This window comes from Escherichia sp. MOD1-EC7011 (assembly GCF_002965005.1).
Taxonomy (GTDB): Bacteria; Pseudomonadota; Gammaproteobacteria; order Enterobacterales; family Enterobacteriaceae; genus Escherichia; species Escherichia ruysiae.
In genome coordinates this window covers 1-14607 of sequence record NZ_PTRD01000024.1, presented here as the reverse complement: position 1 = coordinate 14607, position 14607 = coordinate 1, and the positions used below count along the sequence as shown (strand labels likewise).

10 protein-coding genes are annotated in these 14607 nt (G+C 52.6%); 2 read left to right on the top strand and 8 right to left on the bottom strand.

Going from position 1 to position 14607, the window contains the following annotated elements; translation table 11 throughout:
* Positions 1–50: 50 nt before the first annotated feature.
* The 6 genes from ygjK to ebgR form a co-directional block, all read right to left on the bottom strand.
* Positions 51–2402: an alpha-glucosidase gene (ygjK, locus tag A7098_RS11490; RefSeq protein WP_105280824.1), complete on the bottom strand. Its 2352-nt coding sequence runs from the start codon at positions 2400–2402 to the stop codon at positions 51–53.
* Between the two features lie 16 nt (positions 2403–2418).
* Complete coding sequence (gene ygjJ / locus A7098_RS11485; RefSeq protein ID WP_105280823.1) at positions 2419–3489, bottom strand: protein YgjJ; 1071 nt, start codon at positions 3487–3489, stop codon at positions 2419–2421.
* A gap of 133 nt (positions 3490–3622) precedes the next feature.
* Entirely contained in the window at positions 3623–5056 is a 1434-nt protein-coding gene (locus A7098_RS11480; RefSeq protein WP_001285446.1) for an amino acid permease, read from the bottom strand.
* Between the two features lie 62 nt (positions 5057–5118).
* Positions 5119–5568, bottom strand: a complete 450-nt coding sequence (locus A7098_RS11475) for a beta-galactosidase subunit beta (RefSeq protein WP_001219943.1) — start codon at positions 5566–5568, stop codon at positions 5119–5121.
* Complete coding sequence (gene ebgA, locus A7098_RS11470; protein WP_105280822.1) at positions 5565–8657, bottom strand: beta-galactosidase subunit alpha; 3093 nt, start codon at positions 8655–8657, stop codon at positions 5565–5567. Before ebgA ends, A7098_RS11475 begins: the two co-directional genes overlap by 4 nt.
* A gap of 183 nt (positions 8658–8840) precedes the next feature.
* Entirely contained in the window at positions 8841–9824 is a 984-nt protein-coding gene (gene ebgR, locus A7098_RS11465) for a transcriptional regulator EbgR (RefSeq protein ID WP_105280821.1), read from the bottom strand.
* Between the two features lie 216 nt (positions 9825–10040).
* Here ebgR and A7098_RS11455 point away from each other — a divergent pair, with 216 nt between their 5' ends.
* Complete coding sequence (locus A7098_RS11455) at positions 10041–10373, top strand: tRNA-binding protein (protein WP_000450588.1); 333 nt, start codon at positions 10041–10043, stop codon at positions 10371–10373.
* Positions 10374–10415: 42 nt separating this feature from the next.
* On the opposite strand, the gene ygjG is transcribed toward A7098_RS11455, so the two are convergent.
* Positions 10416–11795: a putrescine aminotransferase gene (gene ygjG / locus A7098_RS11450; RefSeq protein WP_001309772.1), complete on the bottom strand. Its 1380-nt coding sequence runs from the start codon at positions 11793–11795 to the stop codon at positions 10416–10418.
* A gap of 418 nt (positions 11796–12213) precedes the next feature.
* Here ygjG and aer point away from each other — a divergent pair, with 418 nt between their 5' ends.
* Positions 12214–13734 carry an aerotaxis sensor receptor Aer gene (gene aer, locus A7098_RS11440; RefSeq protein ID WP_085461208.1) on the top strand — a complete coding sequence of 507 codons (1521 nt, stop codon included), beginning with the start codon at positions 12214–12216 and terminating at the stop codon, positions 13732–13734.
* 295 nt (positions 13735–14029) lie between these two features.
* Here the strand turns inward: aer and nfeR are convergent.
* Positions 14030–14607 (bottom strand): DNA-binding transcriptional regulator NfeR (gene nfeR / locus A7098_RS11435; protein ID WP_105280819.1); only part of this gene is annotated, 578 nt, incomplete at its 5' end.

Below are 14607 nucleotides of genomic sequence, written 5' to 3'. Positions count from 1 at the left end.
ACATGTAGGGCGGATAAGGCGTTTACGCCGCATCCGCCAGCCGTTGAAAATTACTGCTTACGGAAAAAATCGTTATACAACATATACAAATGCGCGGCACTCCAGGAGAAATTGGGTGCCCCTTGCTGCGCGCCGGTCAGCGGATTGTAATTCTCCTGAATCGGACCATCGGCGGTTAATCCTTTGGCGTGCCGGAAGAACGTATCCGCCAGCTTCAGGGCATCATCACGATAACCGTAACGCTCCATCCCTTTCAGACCAAACCAGAACTGATCCACCCATACGCGCCCACGCCAGTAGATATCCGCGCCAAAGGCCGGGTTGGTTAACGCTGCCGTTCCCAGCGGTACAAAGGTGTTGAACTCTTTAGGATTGAGCATCACCTTCACCACCGCGTCGGCATTGGCCTGCGTTGCCGCACCGTTAAACAGCGGCGACCAGCCTTCCGGCCCTTTACCGCGCTCGACTATCGGTTTGCCCGCGCAGCCGTTCGCCAGCGGTTTATCTTCAATGCGCACGTCATAGTAGAACTGTGTAGTCGGGTCGAACATACAGGTGTTGATGTAGTCCGCGAGCTGCTGTGCCAACTGACGATAGCGTTTGGCCTCTTCCGGCTTACCGAGGATGGTTGCCATCTCCGCCAGATAATGGTTATCGCTGTACATATAGCTGGCCTGATCCACCGACTCCTGCAATAGCGAGTAGCCCAGCAACGTTCCGTCCTGACTGCGGTTTTCGGCGAATTTCACCGTCCAGTCGCTACGTTTGCCGCCGTTAGCGACATATTTATCCAGCTGTTCTTTGTCGATAAACCCAAAGACGGCGGCGTCATCACGCCCTGATTCCCACGACGCAGCGACCTGTGCCGGAATTTCCAGACTGTCATACTGGCCTTTCTCCACCACGCGGGCGTAGTTGTTCAGGCCAGACTGCGTCTCTTCTTTGTCGCCTTTTTTCACCGTAAACAGCATCTCACCGCTCTCGGTGTTGTGGGCTTTATCGCGGGTCGCGCCATATTCCGGCACGCCGTTGCCGTTATGATCGCGGTTACGTAACCACCAGTCGTGATAGGCCACCAGTTTCGGGTACATCTCTGTCAGCCAGGCTTTGTCCTGGGTGACGTTATACACTTCCATCACCGACCAGGCGGCAAGGCTGGGTTTGGTGTTACGTTCGTTCCAGTTGCCGCCATCACCGCCACGCTCGGGGCTAAGGTTCCACGCAATCAGGTCGGGGACAAAGCCCACATCCTGCGGACGCACGGTGTCGCCTGGCTGGATCTGCCAGGAGAAGACCGCGCGGATATTCTCTTTGGCGATATCCGGATTGAAATGCGCCATCGCAAACGCCTGCTTCCAGGTATCCCACGGCCAGGTCTGATTGCCGGAGAACCAGCGCCCGGTTACCGACGGCGTAACGGTGTTATATTTCACCGCACCGCCAGGCGAGCGCCAGTTACCGTTAAGCGTTTCGATTGCTTTCACCGCGACGCGCGTCTGTTCCGGCGTCGCATCCGGGTTGGTTAACCCTTTCTTCAGATACTCTTCCCAGCGTTGCTGCGAGGCGGTGAGATAAAACGCCGGACGCGCCAGAATATCGCGGATCTGCATCTGCTCTTTGCTAACTTCCTGGGCGGTCAGCAGATGGGAATAGGTGGTATAGAGCGTCGTCGAACCGTTGATATGAGCCTTACTGGTAAAGCGATTGCCGCTGATTTCAGTCTGCACAGGCAGGGATTTATGCACCTGATATTCCGATTCGCCGGAGGTCAGCAGATCCCAGGTGGCGCGCACTTTGCCAAAGGTGACTTTCAGGCCATCACGGGTGGCGCTGATTTTGCGCTGATAGTCAGGGTACTCGCCAGCAATGGTTTTATCGGAAAGCGGTTTCCCTTCTTTCGCTTCCAGTTTTTCCAGCAGCTCGCCGTCCCACACCAGATCCAGCGGTTTATTGCTGATGATTTTAGTTTCCAGTAGTGACGTGCGCGGCGTGGCGAAGCGCAGAGTCATTTCAACCTGCACATCTTTTGCTGTCAGTTTTTGCACCAGCGCGCCGGGAATACTGTATGCCTCCAGCGTGAAGTTGACTTTCTTGCCGTCCTGCCAGACGGTCAGGCGGTCGAAATTGGTCGCCATAAAGTTGATGTACTCTTCCGTCAGCAGCGCAACGCCCGGAAAACCGCCCATCGTGTTCGGGCCGTCTGGCAACAGATGACCATGCCAGGCACCGAGATCGAAAAACGGATTAAAACGCTGGTGATCGTCGTAATCGTAATCCTTCATGTACTGCGGCGCGCCGGTACGGTTAATCACGTTTTTATAATTGTCGGCGTTAGCGGCATGGGCGGAAAAACTTATCAGCAGAGCGCAGGTTACTGGCGTTAAAATAGTTTTGATTTTCATGAAATTACAGTCCTTATTACCAGTAGAAATATTGCATCAGGAAGATTTGGTCGCTGGGATCGTTAGAGGCATTTTTCATGTAGAAGCGGCTATCAAAAGCCGTTGCGAAACGTCCGTCGCCGTATTCGTACCAGATACCAAACTGCATGAAAGAGGTGGTTTCATCGTCAGCGTGGTCAGGGCGATGTCTGGCGTAGGTGTAAGCAGTGGAGAGATAAACGCCCTTTAACGCTTTATACATGGCGCTCACCATCATCCCACTTTCGCTTCCCGGTACGTCCAGCCCGTCGGCGCGTCCGGTATGGTGCCAGGCGCGAGCGGCAAAGTTAGGGGTAAGCAGACCCGTGAGATAGAGTTGTCCTGTACCGTCGGTAATTTCCAGACCGTTCATCCAGGTGACGCCTTCGGCAAGGTCATACTGGATGTAACCGTTCATCATTGCCGGATAGGTGTATTTGTCGTCGTAGCGATCGTATTTGCCAAAATGCAGCCAGGCTTTGCTTTCGTCATGATGTCCGGCAGGTGTGGCGGTGACGCTATAGCGGAAGTTGCCGGTTAAGTTCTGCACCTTCAGTGCGGTCATAATGTCGCGGGTATTGGGAATGACGTAGCCCAGATCGGGGGTGAAGTCGCCCCACCATTGCAGGTCATCCAGCGAGGAATCCTGGCGCAGACTGAGCATGATTTCGGTGCCATCGTTGGTACGATAACCGCCATAAAAACGGTTAATCCCACCTTCAAAACCACCCCAGCTATGGTCAGGCACCCAGGCATTGCCGTCGTGGTCGGCCTGCACGGTCCAACCTTCGCCGTAAATCAGGCTGAACCAGGAGCCGTACTTCATCTCCAGGCCACCTTCAATATAAGTGCCGTCGCTGTATTTATGTTTATTCTCGCCCTCTAAATCCATATACCCACCAACCCCTAATTCACCATAAAAACGAAATGAAGGAGAAGACGTCGAGGTAATGGCGGGTGTTTTTGTGTCGTCATGTTCTGCCGGACGTGCTTCATCAGCGGCCGCAGAAAAGGCGTAGCAAAACGGCAGAGCAAGTAATGCTCTGCATGGTGCAGTAATTAATTTCATTGTGTTAATCCATGAGCTAAAGAAAAAGTACAGCCTTTTATCGTTGTAATTATAAAAATATAAAGGCAGAAACTATTTTCCCTCTCCCCATCCAGAAAGAGGGAAAATGCCTGCTCATTTTTTATTATTCTGCTTAATCAACATTGCTGGCTGGCGTCGCTTCAATATGGCGCTCTTCAGCCGTTAATCCCTTTATATATTTACTGTATTTCCACCACGCAAAGCCGAGGAAGATAACAATACCGCCGACGTTATAAAAAATGATGGTCAGAATATTCGCGCCAGTCGGGAATGTCGAAGCGACAAACCCTACGGCAAATATCGCAATCAGCATTGAAACAACGATAATACCGGTGCGGCGGGAGCCCATACGGAAATCGCGTGGCAGGTGATCTAATTTGGCGCGTAAATTCAGATACGCCAGCATAATGAATAACGGCGGAAGCATGGATGCTGCGGCAGTCATATTAATAATGGTATTCATCAGATCCTGCACGGTATTGGAACCGAGCATCGGGATAATCATCAGCGGGATGACGATCAGGAACTGGATCCACGCTGCGCGCGCCGGAACGCCGTTTTCGTTCAGTTCAACGGTTTTCTTACCAAAGATGCCTTCCGGGATTTCGGAGAAGAAAATTTTCACCGGCGTTGCGGTCCACATCAGCAGGGAACCGAACATCGCAGTAAAGGATACCAGACCGACAAAGCGATTCATCAACGCTTCAGGTAGACCAAAATATGCCGCCATGCCGTGGAATACCTGTACCGATCCGCCGGTAAATTTCAACTCTTTGCTGCTGACGAAGACGTTAATCAGCACCGAGGAGACGGAATACAGTACGCCAATGAAAATCCCGGCGAGGATGATCACTTTAACGAACGATTTCGAACCGCCTTTGACGTCGTTAACGTACACCGCGACGGACTCCGCGCCGCCTGCGGCCATAAAGATCCAGGTGGTAACGCCGAGGAATGCCCAGTTGAAGTTCGGGATCATCGCGTCAACGGTGATCGGATCGGCAGGCTGTACGCCGCCAACCAGTGCCGTACCTGCCAGTAAAATGTAGGAGAGCGTTAACAGCAGCATCAGCGTTGAAGTGACGGAGGTGATTGGCCCCAGCATTTTCGCCCCGTTGGTAGAAACCCAGGTGGAGAAAGCGAACAGCACCATACTGATAATGGTGGTGGCAACTGGCGTCATAATATATTCGTAGCCGAGGAAGGCATATGAAGCGTAAGCAATAACGCGCGGCAACAGCGAGGTGAAAAAGAACAGGTTTACGAACCAGTAGGTATAGGCAGTAATAAATGCCCAACGTCCGCCCAGCGAACTTTTTACCCACGCGTAGACACCGGCTTCCGAGTTTTTATTTAACGAGACAAATTCTGCGATAATCAGACAGAAGGGGATAAAATAAAAAATCGTTGCGAGGAAAAACATCGGCGCCGAGGCCAGTCCAAGCTCAATATTATTATTGATAACGTTGTTAAAGCTGTAAACGGCGGCAAAAGTCAGCGAGAGCAAGCCGAATTTGCCGATTGTATTACGTTTGGTATCAGACATAACACATCTCCGAAAATGAGTAGGGTAGCGGTGGCGGCAAACTCCTTTTGCCGCCGTAGTTGTTATTTGTTATGGAAATAACCATCTTCGATGGTGACTTTGAGAACGACTTTTTTGACCGCGTTATTGCAGATAAACCGATACGCTTCATGGATATCGCAAATAACGATTTGCCCTTCGTGAACCTCGACGGTTTCTCCGCAGCCTTTTAAATATTCGCGGTCAGTTTCATCACGATAATATTCCACTACCTGTAATGTTTCTTTCGGCGCATATTCAATCTTTTGCTGCCCTTGCAGGTAGTAATGCACTTCAAAATAACGGCGATGCCCGGTAAATAACGCATCGGTCGCGGAGTCATTTTCCACACGGTAGGTCAATGAGTCACCGATGGAGTGGGCGACGCCGGGCTGAATGTTGTCGATATTTTCAATCGCTTCAACGCAGCGTTGCCACTTCTTGCCAGAGGCGTAAATCTGGCGGAACTGTTCTAAGTTATCGATGATCCTCATTGCTTATTCTCGCTGTGCAAATTCGTGGAAAAGAACCCTGCGCCGAACTCATACGACGCCAGGCTTTGCGCGGTAGCTTCTCCGCCAGAAACCGGCAGCAACGTAAAGCCGTAGCTGAAGTCACGGAACCAGACGCGCCAGGAGTCCAGCACTTCGCTGCCCCAGGAGTTGGAGCCAAGGCCAAGCAGCTGGTGGTCAAGATTCAGGGTGATGTCATCACTGCGCTGAAGTTCGTTGCAGTGTTGCGCGGCGTGGATGTTCTCCTGGGTGTAGTGCCAGGCGCTGAAGTTAATTGGGCGCTGCGGAACCACCAGCAGACCGTTGCCGTGGCGGTTAGTCAGTGCCGCCCAGCGGACATGCTGACGGTTGCCGTTGTTCTGCGGGAAGGGATAGTTCTCGAACATGGCATCGACGTTGCTGCGCCAGATATCAATGATGTTAGCCTGCTGGCTGTCGGCGTAGTTTTCGCCCGGTCCACGACCGTAATACGCCACCTGGTCGTATTCGCCGTTAATCCCCATGGTGAAACCGATGCACGGAATGATGTGCGGATAGTCACCGTAACGCTCGCCGGAAAGCGCCACGTTAACCTGTCCATCGGCAGCGATACGCCAGATGTAGGTGCAGCGCATCCCGAAGTCAAACACCGGCGGGGCAATAACCGTGCGGCTGATGATCAACACTTCGCCATCACTTTGCTCAACGGCAAAGTCGCGCAGATGTTCCTGCATGATCTGCAAATGATTCGGCTGCCACAGCCCTTCGTACTCCTGCTTGTGGTTGTCGATCATTGGCTTGAAGAAGTTGATCTTTGGCTCGCGAGTCAGCATTGATTCGCCATTCACCTGCCATGACGTCGGTTTGCCACTCATTTTTGAGAAGGTGATTGCGAAGTTGTAGCCGCGAACGGTGCAGCTCAAACGATCGTCTTCCAGCGTCAGCGGACGAGCATTATTTGGTGCGAAAGGTACTGGCTGCGCGGTGTTTTCCTTCAGCGGGAACTGATAAGTAGCGATAGGGTGCCCGGCGTCGCTGTAGCGTGTGCGGGAATCTTTGGTCACCGTAATGTTGAGGAACGCTTCGCGGGCGTCCAGTTGTGGCAGCGTAATGCGCAATGGCGCTTCGCTGTTTGGCGCAACGTCGTGCAGCTTAATTTGCTGCGTCGCGAGCGTTTCACCTTCGGCGCGCACCTCTGCGTGCAGGGTGTAGTCATCAAGCGTGGTAAACCACAGTTTATTTTCGACTTTTAGCTCGCCGCGAGTCAGATCCAGCGCGTGGATTTTTACCGGCGCAATAACCTGTTTGTACTCTTTCAGGCCTGGTCCCGGCGTCTGATCGGAATAGATCAAACCATCAAGACAGAAGTTATAGTTGTTGGGATAGTCGCCGTAATCGCCGCCGAATTTATACCAGACATTGCCGTTGTCATCCTGCGCCTGGATCCCGTGGTCGCACCATTCCCAGACATAATGTCCCTGAATGCAATCGTGCTTATAGAAGACGTTCTGGTATTCCGTTAGCCCGCCCGGTCCGTTCCCCATCGCATGAGCGTATTCGCAGATGATACGCGGCTTCGGATGCGGATATTCACCAAACTCATTCATCAGCGGCACGCGGGTGTACATGGTGGAAATAATATCGACCACTTCAGCATCGCGATCTTCTTCGTAATGCACCAGACGCGTGTCATCGAGCGCCTTCGCCGCGTGGTACATCGCGCGGATATTACAGCCATAGCCGGACTCGTTGCCCAGCGACCAGATGATGATCGACGGATGGTTTTTCTGCGCGTGAATATGGCGAACGATGCGCTCGACGTAGACCTTTTCCCACTGCGGATCGTCGGTAATACGGCTGATATCGCCGACATTAGCAAAGCCGTGCGATTCGACGTCGGTTTCCGCCATCACAAACAGGCCGTAGATATCACACAGTTCGTAAAAACGCGGATCGTTCGGGTAGTGAGCGGTACGCACGGAGTTGATGTTGTGCTGCTTCATCAACTGGAGATCTTTCTCGACGCGATCCATCCCAACGGCGCGGCCTTTGCGATGATCGTTATCGTGACGGTTGACGCCGTGCAGCATCACATAACGGTTATTGATCCAGAACAGACCGTCGCGCACTTTGATATCACGGAAGCCGACGCGTTGCGGCACCACTTCCAGAATGTTGCCGTCGGCGTCTTTCAGCGTCATGACCAGATGGTAAAGATAAGGAGATTCTGCCGACCATTGCTGCGGCTGTTCGACAGTAAAAGCAAAGCTGGCGCTGGTCAGTTTTTCAATTGCCAGATGAGGAATGGCGCTGCTGTGCACCACGCGTTCGCCGTCGAACAGGGTATATTCCAGCGTCGTTACGACAGGGGAGGCGGCGAGGTTTTCCAGCACCACTTCGCAGGAGAGCGTGGCATCGCAATAGGCTTCGTCAAAGTCGGTGCGCACGGTGAAATCGTTAATATGCGTCGGTTGTTTACCGATCAGATAAACATCGCGGAAGATCCCCGCTGACCACCACATATCCTGGTCTTCCACGTAGGTGGAGTCCGCCCACTGCATCACGCGCACACACAACAGGTTATCGCCGGTTTTAACCATCGCGCTGATGTCAAACTCTGCGGTCAGGCGACTGCCCTTGCTGAAACCCACATACTGACCGTTAACGTAGACTTCAAAATAGGTTTCGACGCCGTCAAATTTAATCAGCGTCTGCTTGCCCTGCCAGCCGTCGCTGAGGGCGAAAATACGTTGATAGGCACCGGTTGGGTTATCGCTGGGGACAAAAGGCACATCGATGGGGAACGGAAAACCTTCGTCGGTATATTGCAGTTTGCCGTGGCCTTCCATTTGCCACATGGCGGGGACGGTAATGTCCCCCCAGTCAGCCATTAACTCGGAAGTGAAGGCTTCTGGCACTTGCAGCGGATGATCAAAAAAATGGAAATTCCACTGACCGCTTAAGGGCAGAAACAGGCTGCTGGTTTCGCGGGCAAAGGTGCGTGCCTGCGCAACAGAATCATATGAAAAAAAGTACGCACGCGGCGCAAGTCGGTTTTCGTGGGTGAGCTGAATGTTTTCCCAGCGATTCATAGGGCCTCCCGGTAGAGAGAAATCGGAACCATTCATGGTGATGGTAGTTTGTGTAATTGCTGGGGAGTTTAGTAAAATTTTTACTAAAAAGTAGCAGGTAAATGCATTTACTTTAACTGGATCACGAAAATAAACGGCAGCACTGTCCGGCAAAAACGATTGCCGGACAGTGTGTAAGGGGATTTAGCGGGTGGTGCCGCGCAGTTTTAATTTGCTGGGAACAAACACTAACAGCGGCAGCGCGCGACCATCGCGAGCCTTTTCATACAACAGGTTAACGCCCTGGCTTCCCATCATTTCGGAATGGATGCGCACGGTTGAGAGCGGCGGAAAGGTAAATCGCGCGGTGGGGATGTCGTTCACGCTGATAAGCGAAATATCCTGTGGGATGTTCAGGCCACGTTCATGAATTGCCCGCAGTACGCCGATAGCAATGGAATCAGAAGCGACAAACAACGCCTTCGGATAGTCTTCCCGCGCCAGCATTTGCTTTGCCAGTTCATAGCCCGACGAACTGGAAAAACCGCCGCGCCAGATGTCCTCTTCGCGTACTACTTGTTTCAGTCGGCCATATTCCACAAAGGCGACTTCACGAATATCCGCCTTGCCAGGCTCATCTTCGCCGCCAATAAAACCAATACGATTAACGCCCTGATCGATGTAGAAGTCGATGATTTCTTTACTGATGCGTGCCAGATCGATATCCACCGCATCGTAACCGCTGCCGGGTTCGTGAAAGTCGATAAAACAGATATTGTCGGTCAATGCGCTGGCGGCGGCGCGCAGGGCAGGCGTGGGTTTACCGACAATCAAAATACCGGTGACGTTTTTAATGTCCGGTAAGCCGTTGTGCTCATAACAGTTGGTCAGTTCGATCGCCAGCTTTTCGCACTGGGTTTCAATGCCGTGGCGGATCGCCAGATAATAAGGATCGTTGATCTCCAGCTCCTGTTGGTAGCTGTAGATAGCCAGAATATGGTGTTGGTTGACTGTGCCTGTCTGTAGTTTACGGGCGCTACTGGTCTTGTACTCCAGCTTTTCGGCGATCTCGAGAATGCGATGTTTCGTCTCTTCTTTCACATTCAACGTCGGATCGTCATTTAAGACCCTGGATACTGTCGCCAGGGATACGCCAGCTTCGATTGCGATGTCTTTTAGTGTTGCCATGTTTACCTTTTTTACTTTCCCTGATGTGCATCTCCATTGTAGAGGAAGTGCTTATCGGGTCACCTGTTTTCAGTAAATAAAGCGCGTTTCTTTGACGCTGTAACGGTAACACAGCGGCTTACGAATGTGATCACGCCTGCATTCTCCATTTTTAGCCTACAGGATTGAGAAAAACTTTTGCTATAGTTTAGTAAAATTTTACTTGAGGGGGAAACAATGGAAACCGTGGCTTACGCTGATTTTGCGCGACTGGAAATGCGCGTCGGGAAAATTGTGGAAGTGAAACGCCATGAAAACGCCGACAAGCTGTACATTGTACAGGTTGATGTGGGGGAAAAAACGCTGCAAACCGTGACCAGCCTGGTGCCGTACTACAGCGAAGAAGAGCTGATGGGGAAAACGGTGGTGGTGTTGTGCAATCTGCAAAAAGCGAAAATGCGCGGTGAAACGTCGGAATGCATGCTGTTGTGTGCGGAAACCGATGACGGCAGTGAAAGCGTACTGTTAACGCCGGAACGGATGATGCCTGCGGGCGTGCGAATCGTATAAAGAGATCGGATGGCGACGTTGCATCGCCATCCGCCATCGGTATTACGCTTCTTCGACACTTACTCGCATAGCTGCCAGCGCCTTACGCGCCGCTTTAATCACCAGTTCACACTGTTCAATGGTCAGCGTCAGTGGCGGTTCAATGCGGATCGTTTTGGCGTTGTTGAGCGTGCCGGCAACCAGCACGCGCTGGCGGAACATCTCGCTGGCAAAGTTGTAGCCGATTTCGTTATCAACAAACTCAATCGCCATCAACATCCCTTTACCTCGCGCTTCCTGCACCAGATCGGGATATTCCCGCGCCAGTTGGCGGAAACCGTCCAGCAACATATCGCCTTTTTGTTCAGCCTGAGCCGGTAAGTTCTGCTCCAGCAACACATTGATGGTCGCCAGCGCCGCCGCACAGGCCAGCGGGTTGCCGCCAAAGGTGGTGGTATGCAGGAACGGGTTGTCGAACAGGACTGAGAACACCTCTTCAGTGGCGATGGTTGCGCCAATCGGCATCACGCCGCCGCCGAGGGCTTTTGCCAGACACAGAATATCCGGCTGAACGTTCTCATGCTCACAGGCGAACATCTTGCCCGTGCGCCCCATACCCGTTTGTACTTCATCGAGGATCATCAGTGCGCCGAACTCATCGCACAGCTTACGCACGGCGGTGAGATAGCCCGGCGGCGGCAGAATGACGCCACCTTCGCCCTGAATCGGCTCAAGGATCACCGCAGCCACATCATCACCGGTTTTTTTGCACTCGCTAAGGGCCGTGCGCATGGCTTCGATATTGCCAAATGGTACATGACGGAAGCCCGGTAGCAGCGGCATAAACGGTTTGCGGAAGGTCGATTTTGCCGTGGCTGACAGTGCGCCAAGCGATTTACCGTGGAACGCGCCGCTGGTGGCAATAAAAGTAAACTTGCCGCGCGGTGACTGATAAGCCTTCGCCAGCTTCAGCGCCGCTTCAACGGACTCAGTGCCGCTATTACAGAAGAAGCTGTATTTCAGTTTACCGGGCGTTAGCGCGGCAAGGGTTTTCGCCAGCATCGCCCGTAATGGGTCTAGCAACTCCTGGCTGTGCAGCGGCTGTTTCGCAAGTTGATTCTGTACGGCGGAAACCACAACTGGATTACGGTGCCCCACGTTGAAAATGCCAAAACCTCCCAGGCAGTCGATAAACTCCTGTCCCTGGGTGTCGACAAGCGTATTTAAACCTCCCGCTTGCCACTCTACGGCTCCGTAATCCCCGCCGGCGGTAACAGATTTGCGATACTCTAAAAACCCCGGATTGACATGCTCTTTGAAGTATTCAATCACCTCGCGGTTAAGTGCTTTCATCTCCTCATGATCCAGCGTTCGCTTTTCAATGAGATTCAGGGCGTGGGCGCTGCACGCTAAAGCCGATGCGCTCGAAGGTAACCTGTTCAAAATATGCTCCGGAGGATCGCGTATCACATGATACCGATTTAAGTATTGCAGGGATTGCGCCACTCCGGCTGCGATCGCGAAAATCGGGATAAACATAAATGCGGTTATCATTCATGCAATATTTAATGCTATTTGTTAACACTCGCCGTTATTTTGCACGATTTTTATCGGGCACACCTCCTGCTATCCAGGAGGAAATGCACTATGTCAGGGCAATAATTGCCTGATTGTTGGGCAATATAATAAACGTGCCGGGATAGTACCCAAGTGAAAGTATTTTAAATCAAGGAATTAGGTTTTGTGCTTTAATCGAAAATTGCGATCTAAATCAAATTAAACCACTAAAGATAACCTCACCGGAGCCGACATAACTTCTGACAAGAAGTTAACAACAATATAACCTGCACAGGACGCGATTATGTCTTCTCATCCGTATGTCACCCAGCAAAATATCCCGCTGGCTGACGATACCACTCTGATGTCTACTACCAATCTACAAAGCTATATCACACATGCTAATGACACTTTTGTGCAGGTTAGCGGCTATACCTTGCAAGAGTTACAGGGACAGCCGCATAACATGGTGCGCCATCCGGATATGCCGAAAGCGGCCTTTGCTGATATGTGGTACACCCTGAAGCAGGGGGAACCCTGGAGTGGTATTGTGAAAAATCGGCACAAAAATGGCGATCATTATTGGGTGCGGGCGAATGTGGTGCCGATGGTGCGTGAGGGCAAAATCAGTGGTTATATGTCGATTCGTACACGGGCGACGGATGACGAGATCGCAGCGGTAGAGCCGCTGTACAAGGCGCTGAATGCCGGACGTACAAATAAGCGTATTCATAAAGGTCTGGTGGTGCGTAAAGGCTGGCTGGGAAAACAGCCTTCATTGCCGCTTCGCTGGCGGGCGCGTGGAGTGATGGCGCTGATGTTTATCGTGCTGGCGGCAATGCTCTGGTTTGTTGCTGCCCCGGTGGTGACGTATTTCCTCTGTGCGCTAGTGATGTTGTTGGCAAGTGCCTGTTTTGAATGGCAGATTGTACGCCCGATAGAAAATGTTGCCCGTCAGGCACTGAAGGTGGCGACCGGAGAACGTAATAGTGTTGAGCATTTGAATCGCAGCGATGAGCTGGGGCTGACATTACGCGCGGTAGGGCAACTTGGCCTGATGTGCCGTTGGCTAATTAATGATGTCTCAAGCCAGGTGTCCAGTGTCAGAAACGGCAGCGAGACGCTGGCGAAAGGCACTGATGAACTGAACGAACATACCCAGCAGACAGTTGATAACGTTCAGCAAACGGTGGCGACCATGAACCAGATGGCGGCGTCGGTGAAACAGAACTCTGCTACGGCGTCGGCTGCCGATAAACTTTCTATCACTGCCAGTAATGCAGCAGTGCAGGGCGGGGAAGCGATGACCACGGTGATCAAAACGATGGACGATATCGCCGACAGTACCCAGCGCATTGGCACCATAACTTCGCTGATTAACGATATTGCGTTTCAGACCAATATCCTCGCCCTGAATGCGGCGGTGGAAGCGGCGCGCGCCGGAGAACAAGGCAAAGGTTTCGCGGTGGTGGCTGGGGAGGTACGTCATTTAGCCAGCCGTAGCGCCAATGCTGCCAACGATATTCGCAAGCTAATTGATGCCAGTGCAGATAAGGTGCAATCCGGTTCGCAACAGGTACACGCCGCCGGGCGGACGATGGACGATATTGTGGTGCAGGTAAAAAACGTCACCCAGTTAATTGCTCAGATTAGCCATTCAACGCTGGAACAGGCTGATGGGCTTTCCAGCCTGACCCGTGCGGTGGATGAGCTTAACCTGATCACCCAGAAAAACGCCGAGCTAGTGGAGGAGAGCGCGCAGGTGTCGGCGATGGTAAAACACCGCGCCAGCCGACTGGAAGACGCGGTGACGGTGCTGCATTAATCGGTATGCCGCATCCGGCAGTTGGAGCACAATGCCTGATGCGATGCTGGCGCATCTTATCAGGCCTACGGGGGGTAGGCGGATAAGGTGTTTACGCCGCATCCGGCGGTTGGTGCACAATGCCTGATGCGATGCTGGTGCATCTTATCAGTCCTACGGAGGTGTAGGCCGGATAAGGCGTTCACGCCGCATCCGGCGGTTGGTACACAATGCCTGATGCGATGCTGGCGCATCTTATCAGGCCTACGGGTGGGTAGGCGGATAAGGTGTTTACGCCGCATCCGGCAATCGGTGATTAATCCAGTTGCGTAATATCAAAAGCGGCGCGGTCGATCACCGCAATGATCTTTTTTATCTGCGCGTCGGTGATATCGCTCTGGTTGACACGTAGGTCCAGCACCGCTTTAAAATTATCCAGCGCCCGCTTCATTTGCGGGTTCTGGCGCAGCGCCGCACCAACGCAACGCGCTTTGATGCGTTCCTCAATCATCTCCACTTGTTCGCGGTTTTCTTCCAGCCACTGCGCGCCCTGTTCGGTCAGCGCAATCTGTTTTTTGCCGCCTTCCTCTTCGCGGATGGTAATTAGCGACTGCTCCTGGAGAAAATCCAGCGTCGGGTAGATGACGCCCGGGCTTGGGGTGTAATTCCCCTGAGTCAGATTCTCAATCGCTTTAATCAACTCATAACCGTGGCTGTCATCGCGCGAGAGAATATCCAGAATCACCAGGCGCAATTCACCGTGACCAAAGAAACGCTGCCGACGACCGCCGCCGCGACCGTGGCGACCACCGCAGCATTGACCGTGCTCATGCTGGTGACCGTGCCCGGCGTGCTCGTGTTCTGACTTCTCACCTTTACAGCCGCCTTCATGCC

Excerpts from the sequence above, each read along its gene's own strand:
- A7098_RS11475 (WP_001219943.1), bottom strand. The coding sequence starts at position 5,568 with ATGAGGATCATCGATAACTTAGAACAGTTCCGCCAGATTTACGCCTCT.
- ebgA (WP_105280822.1), bottom strand. The coding sequence starts at position 8,657 with ATGAATCGCTGGGAAAACATTCAGCTCACCCACGAAAACCGACTTGCG.
- ygjJ (WP_105280823.1), bottom strand. The coding sequence starts at position 3,489 with ATGAAATTAATTACTGCACCATGCAGAGCATTACTTGCTCTGCCGTTT.
- aer (WP_085461208.1), top strand. The coding sequence starts at position 12,214 with ATGTCTTCTCATCCGTATGTCACCCAGCAAAATATCCCGCTGGCTGAC.
- ebgR (WP_105280821.1), bottom strand. The coding sequence starts at position 9,824 with ATGGCAACACTAAAAGACATCGCAATCGAAGCTGGCGTATCCCTGGCG.
- A7098_RS11480 (WP_001285446.1), bottom strand. The coding sequence starts at position 5,056 with ATGTCTGATACCAAACGTAATACAATCGGCAAATTCGGCTTGCTCTCG.
- ygjK (WP_105280824.1), bottom strand. The coding sequence starts at position 2,402 with ATGAAAATCAAAACTATTTTAACGCCAGTAACCTGCGCTCTGCTGATA.
- A7098_RS11455 (WP_000450588.1), top strand. The coding sequence starts at position 10,041 with ATGGAAACCGTGGCTTACGCTGATTTTGCGCGACTGGAAATGCGCGTC.